A 627-nucleotide genomic window follows, 5' to 3' on the forward strand; every position below is an offset into this window, starting at 1 on the left:
CGATAAAACTGAACACAAAAAACTTAACCAGGTTTCCGCCATTGTGGCGTTTCCCTGTCTCATTTAAATGAAAATCCTTTTGCGTATTCTCCATAATTCCGCCCCCTTTTATTTGCTTTGAACTTCCTTGCTTTAAAACGTCAACTTTCTATCTTATTAATAAACGCAATACACTTCTCGGCAATCAATTCTTTATCATGATCCAGTGTTGCCACATGATAACTGTTTTCCATGGAAACTATCGCACGTTCTTTTGAAGATATTGATTCATAGATTTCTTTTGCATTTTGCGGTGGCACCACATGATCTTCCACTGAAGAAAAAATCAATGCTGGCGTGTTTATTTTTTGTAAATCATTTCGCACAATATCAGTCAGGCTCACTATCTCTTTGATTGATTTCACCGGTGTTTTTGGATAAGCAAGTTCCTCAACACCTTCTTTTTTGATGTCTGATCCAATTGCGTCCATAAATCTAATACCTTCAGATGATAGTTTTTCATAATTGGCGGCGAACTCTGGTAAGTTTACAGCTGCATTTATCGGCATAATTCCTTTGATTTCCGAATGCCTTTCAGCTAAGTATAGGGTTAACTTTCCCCCCATTGATAGTCCAGTAACAAATATT

1 protein-coding gene is annotated in these 627 nt (G+C 37.0%); it reads right to left on the reverse strand.

Annotated elements, in window-relative coordinates; translation table 11 throughout:
- Positions 1-140: 140 nt before the first annotated feature.
- A partial coding sequence (locus tag AC3G7N_RS21545) for an alpha/beta hydrolase (RefSeq protein ID WP_489424178.1) occupies positions 141-627 on the reverse strand: 487 nt, incomplete at its 5' end.

The sequence above is a fragment of the Virgibacillus carmonensis genome (assembly GCF_057836705.1).